The 5779-nt window shown below is 48.5% G+C and carries 4 protein-coding genes; 2 read left to right on the forward strand and 2 right to left on the reverse strand.

What is annotated here, in order from left to right:
• Window positions 1-772: 772 nt before the first annotated feature.
• Both ACWA6V_RS15960 and ACWA6V_RS15965 read left to right on the forward strand, forming a co-directional pair.
• Window positions 773-2779 (forward strand): TonB-dependent receptor plug domain-containing protein, encoded by a 2007-nt coding sequence (locus ACWA6V_RS15960; protein ID WP_449523419.1) that lies wholly within the window; start codon window positions 773-775, stop codon window positions 2777-2779.
• 292 nt (window positions 2780-3071) lie between these two features.
• Window positions 3072-4250, forward strand: a complete 1179-nt coding sequence (locus ACWA6V_RS15965; RefSeq protein WP_449523420.1) for a lytic polysaccharide monooxygenase auxiliary activity family 9 protein — start codon at window positions 3072-3074, stop codon at window positions 4248-4250.
• A 148-nt stretch (window positions 4251-4398) separates the two neighbouring features.
• Here the strand turns inward: ACWA6V_RS15965 and ACWA6V_RS15970 are convergent, their stop codons facing one another.
• Together ACWA6V_RS15970 and ACWA6V_RS15975 are read right to left on the reverse strand one after the other, a co-directional pair.
• A complete protein-coding gene (locus ACWA6V_RS15970; RefSeq protein ID WP_449523421.1) occupies window positions 4399-4899 on the reverse strand; it encodes a GNAT family N-acetyltransferase in 501 nt (166 codons plus the stop codon).
• Window positions 4900-4915: 16 nt separating this feature from the next.
• Window positions 4916-5353 carry a cupin domain-containing protein gene (locus ACWA6V_RS15975; RefSeq protein ID WP_449523422.1) on the reverse strand — a complete coding sequence of 146 codons (438 nt, stop codon included), beginning with the start codon at window positions 5351-5353 and terminating at the stop codon, window positions 4916-4918.
• Window positions 5354-5779: the final 426 nt, after the last annotated feature.

Below are 5779 nucleotides of genomic sequence, written 5' to 3' on the forward strand. Positions count from 1 at the left end.
GGATTAAAAAACGCACAAGCGAATCACCAAAAGCGGGCGGCATTCTACGCCATCCCCCCTTTTATGGGTAGAAAATGGCAACAGGAATAGCCTACCTAATGATAAAAACTCGCATTATAGAATTATTCGGACTTTTTCGCGGCCGCGCAGATTACAAAGGTGCAGGCTGCGATGCAAGCGCACCAAACAAGAGCGGGCACACCAAGTACATAAAATGCACGGAATTTACACCTGGAGGAGCTAAAAATGCGATTTCCACAGTGCGAGTCCGCTAAAAACCACTGGCACCAGCATCAGCCACTAACCCTGCCCGGAAATAAGAACACAGCGACGCTTTATTTCCTGATACCCCAAGGACATCAGCAAATACTATGCCCATCGGCAGCAATCGCCACAGCGCGTCCCCACATTTCCGTCAACAAGCCTTTCCAATTGCGACAAAATCGCTTTTATCCACAAAAGCTGTGAATAACTCTGTGCATGAACCTTTGGTAATAACCGCCAGCCCCCATTGGCTCTGCCCCTAGGAGGGATGTTCAATTCGTGGGCGGCCTGAAATACACCACAACCAGATACACACCGATGCTCAATATGTCGCCTAATAACTCACTTGAATGACTAATGGTGATCATCGTCTCGATCCGGGGAAAATGCGTCGGTGGGTCTGAAGCCAGTGGACTATCCTATCCTCTACAGCAAAACAACGCCCCTATCGCTTCACCTATTTGCAAGACAGGTTGGATACCAACACTGGCAGTCAAAGGATAAGCCAATGCCCACAGACCGATTGATGCGCGATACTTTGTCTCGCACCGCTATGCTGGGTGCAATGCTCCTTGCCCCGGATTCCCTAGCACTCGCTGCGGTTGATTATTTTGAACTCACGCTTGAACAGCTATTGGAAGTCAAAGTACATAGCGCCTCTAAAAAAGCAGAAGCTGTTGCGGACGCAGCCGCCGCAGTTTATGTGGTAACCAGCGAAGACATTATCCGCTCCGGCGTGACCACTATTCCCGACGCACTGCGCATGGTGCCCGGCGTGCAAGTCGCGCGTACCGATTCCAATAGTTGGGCAATCAGTATCCGTGGTTTTAATAACGGCCTTGCGAACAAATTACTGGTGCTCATCGATGGACGCACGATATACAACCCGGTGTTTGGCGGTGCGCTCTGGGAAGCGCACAACCTGATGCTGGAAGATGTTGAACGGATCGAGGTTGTGCGTGGTCCGGGCGGAACATTGTGGGGCGCCAACGCCGTCAATGGCGTAATCAATATCATCACTAAACACACCCGCGATACCCAAGGCAATCTCACCAGCGCAATCTACGGCAATGAAGAAAAGGGAGCGTTGAGCACACGCCAGGGCGGCAGCTTCGGCAGCAATGGCTCCTATCGTGTTTATGCCAATGCATTCAAACAGGACGCATCGCGCGCACCCCCTGCTGCTGGCAGCAATAAACAACAAGACACCTACGATGAATGGGATGGATTCCGCACTGGTTTCCGCGCTGACTGGAGCGATGAATTTACCCTGCAAGGCGATGCCTATCGCACCGACACCGAACAACAGCGTCCGCACTTTTCGTTAATCGCGCCTTACATGCCCGTCAAACAACAAATTATTCGCTACGAGGGGATCAATCTTTTAGGACGTTGGACCGACAAACATCACGATGGCTCACAGTTGAGCATACAAACGTATATCGATTGGGCCAAACGCGACGAGCCCTTAAATTTTATTGATGACCGCATCACTTACGATGTGGATACTCAATACAATCTTGCGCCCCTGTCAGCACACGACATTATTGTTGGCGCCGGATATCGTTATCTCACCGACAACGAACAAGGTGATAACAATACTGCCTTCACTCCACAGCAACGCCACAACAGCCTCTATAGCGCTTTTGTGCAAGATAAAATTACGCTCGCACCGGAAACCTGGTTTTTAACCTTGGGCGCTAAATTTGAACACAATGAATTCTCTGGTTTTGAATTCCAACCCAATGCGCGCTTGCAATGGCAACCCAATCAACACCAAACGCTCTGGGCTTCGGTATCCCGCGCAGTGCGCACCCCAACACCGCTCGAAGAAGACGTAACCAGCACACTCGCCACTGCGGCCAATGTACGCGCCGCTTTTGTCCCCAATGACAATTTCAAATCAGAAAAACTCATGGCTTACGAATTGGGTTATCGCCAACAATTAGCGCCCACGGTATCGGTCGATTTAGCCGCGTTTTACAATGATTATGACTCGCTCAGCACAACCATGGCCGACCCGGAAAATGTGCGGCTAGTAAACAATGGAATTGATCCGCCCCATCTTTTTATTCCCTTTATCTTTACCAATAACATGCGGGGAACATCAGAGGGGATTGAAACAGCAATCAATTGGGCGGTTAATCCCAATTTAAAAATCGCGCTCAATTACAGCTACTTACAGCTGTCGCTCAACGCGCTTGATCCGGCACAAGAAGAAGCAGAAAAATTAGCACCCGAGCATCAGGCAGGATTAAAAATCTTCTGGAATATTAACCACAGCTGGACCCTGGATACTACCGCTACTTATGTCGATGAATTACCTGCAAGCAAAGTGGGCAGCTACCTGCGCCTCGATATTAATCTCGGCACCCAGCTCAGCAAAACCCTGCGTTTTAATATCACCGGACAAAACCTGACGGACAGCAGTCACCGCGAGTTCAACAAAGCCGATAATATTAATGCAGGAGAAATTGAACGCAGCATTTTCGCCAAATTGACTTGGCAATTTTAATCTCACCACCACTGCCCGCATTTATCTGCAACCCACACAAATGTGGATTTGCTCAAGGGCGCTTGACGCCTCAATCACCCTTCATACCTGTGCGTTATTCTCCAGCGTAAAGTCGAACGCAAAAACACCACATTGGCGAAAAGTCGTACTGGAATTTTGTTGCAAGAGCCGTAGACTCGACCTCCGAATAGAAATTTGAATCGCAGCATACGCAGTGCATTTTTATTCGCTCAAAAACATTTATTCGTTTTTGAACAATTCCAACAACCTTGATCAGAGATGGAGATTGAAAGTGAAAATAATCAATAATCAACCCGCTGTTTCATGTATTAAAGCGTTTAATACTTTTAGTTTGTCGGCGGTGCTGGGAGCAGCAACCTTGCTCGGCGCTATTGAAGCCAGCGCCCACGGTTATGTTTCCAGCCCCAAAAGCCGTGCGTTCCTGTGTACATCTGCACAAGGTGGCGGCAGCTCTCCCGCGTGCCAAGCAGCTGCGGCGGCAGGTAATTCGAGCCAATATGAACCCCAATCCATCGGTATTGGTGGCGCTAATGACAATCACCAAGGCCTGATTCCCGACGGCAAACTCTGTAGCGCAAATATTGGCAGCATGAACGGATTAAACCTCGCCCGCGGCGATTGGGGTGCAACCACCGTCAGCGCAGGCACACGCGCATTTGTATGGACCAACACCGCACAACATAAGACCAAATACTTCCGTTACTACATTACCAAGCAAGGTTTTAACCCGGCGACAACTCCGTTGAAATGGTCTGACCTGGAACAAATCCATCAATCAGGCCCAGCCGATCGCGAAGCCACATCGACACACATGGTTAATCTGCCGCCACGCACTGGTCGCCATATTGTGTACAGCATTTGGCAGCGCGATCCGGTAACAGATGCACCGGAAGCCTTCTATCAATGTATTGATGTTGTGTACGGCACCTCTAACAGCTCCGTCCCTGTAGCCTCATCATCCGCACCATCGTCTGTTGCGGTAACCAGTTCATCAACTGGAACTACCTCCAGTATTTCCAACAATACCTGTGCAGGCTTGCCCACCTGGAATGCTGCAACCGTCTACAACAAACCACAACAAGTGCAACACAACAGCAAACGCTATCAAGCAAACTATTGGACACAGGGTAACGACCCGGCACTCACCTCTGGCCAATACAACTACTGGTTGGATCTGGGTGCTTGTAGCGAAGGCGGCACCTCCAGCGTGTCGTCCGCTGTTGTGGCCAGCAGCTCGCGCTCATCAGTTGCCTCTTCCGTATCAACCGGTAACTGCACATCCCCTGCATACGTGAACGGGGCTACCTACGCAACCGGCGCCAAAGTCGTTAATGCTGGCAATGAGTATCAATGCACCGTGGGCGGTTGGTGCTCACAAGGTGGCGCCTATGCACCAGGCACCGGCTGGGCATGGACCAATGCCTGGACACTGGTACGTAGCTGTCAATAAAAAATAATTGGTTTGATGTGAAATGAAAAACGGCAGCTTCGGCTGCCGTTTTTTATTGACCGAATACAATTCTATTGGAATAAAAATAACGGATTGACAATGCGCCCGCGATGGGACAATTAAAATTGGAGATGAGTGTTTTGCACTATTAAAAACTCATTGCCATGACAATACTGCTGTAATTCGTAAATGGTCTCCAATCACAAGTACCCACCACTTCGTACCCCCATGACTCATACATCTTTATAAGATTTTTTGCTGGCTCTGCCGTATCTAATGCAATTTTTGAGATACCTTTTTCCTTTAATAATTCCAAACCCTGCGTATGAATTTGTTTGCCAATCCCACGGCCTTTATACTTAGGTGAAACACAAAATTGTGCCAAAGTCCAAACAGTCGGATCTCTATAGAGCGCGACAGGTGACTCAGGCTGTGGCCAACGAAAAAGCCCAGTGCCGACACACTCTCCATTTAAGAATGCAACCAAACATATTCCCATGTCCAGACGCTTAGCGGTGTCTTCGACCGTTTGGTGTGTTCCACAGTATCTAAGACCCGACTCAGCGTGAGGGGCATAAGCAGCATGAATTAATTCTGTTAATTTAACCAAATCATCTGCCGCTTGAATTTTTCGGACAACTAACTCCATGCGATCTTCCTTATCGTTAAAGTGAACAGGAGTTTGTAACTCGCACAGTATCTCCAGCAGGATGCTCTTTAAACCAAGCCACAATATCTGGCATTGCTTGCTCAAAATTACCCGGCACAGAAAAATTAAGCACGCCTGCTTTTGCATCGCTGCGATTTTCAAAATCGTGTGTCACACCGCCTGGAATTAAAACAAAGGAACCTTGCCCGGCATGAGTCCACTCATCACCCATCAGAAAACTCATTACACCTTCGATAACGTAAAAAATATCATCTTCATCATGCCTGTGTGCTCCCGGTCCTTGAGTATGGGGCTCTAACCACCACTCGGAAATGGAATAGCGTCCGGCAGTTTCTTCACCATCCGCTTTGAATAGCGCGGAGATCCTACCCATAGGATAGACGCGCCCTTCGCCGGGCTTCAGAAAAATCGGTTTGGGTTGTTGAGTATTCATTACCGCCCCCACATTAATTTTTACACTTACATTAAACATCGCCCAACAATGGGCTTGCAAGTCAAACAAGCGAAGTGCTATGGTTTAGTCATGACCAACTGCAAAAATATTTCTCACCATATTACGCCACCTCGCGCTCAGGAATGCAATTCCATTCGCGCCTTTGTCGTTTGTGGCGATTAAGCTTTTTATTGCTTAATCGCCCGACCATCAAAACCACTTAAACACTGATTCTTTCACGCCAGATTACTTCTGGCGTGCATATACTTTATTTTTTGGAGAACGCCGTGCGCACAAAAAAAGAAAATTCCCTCATTGTTTCAAAACCGGATTACTTACAACTTATCAAGTTGATTGGACAACATGATACTCCCGCAGCTGGAGCACTGGCCATTGTACTTAGCCGGGCTGATATAGGTCCCAGCA

This window comes from Cellvibrio sp. (assembly GCF_053579595.1).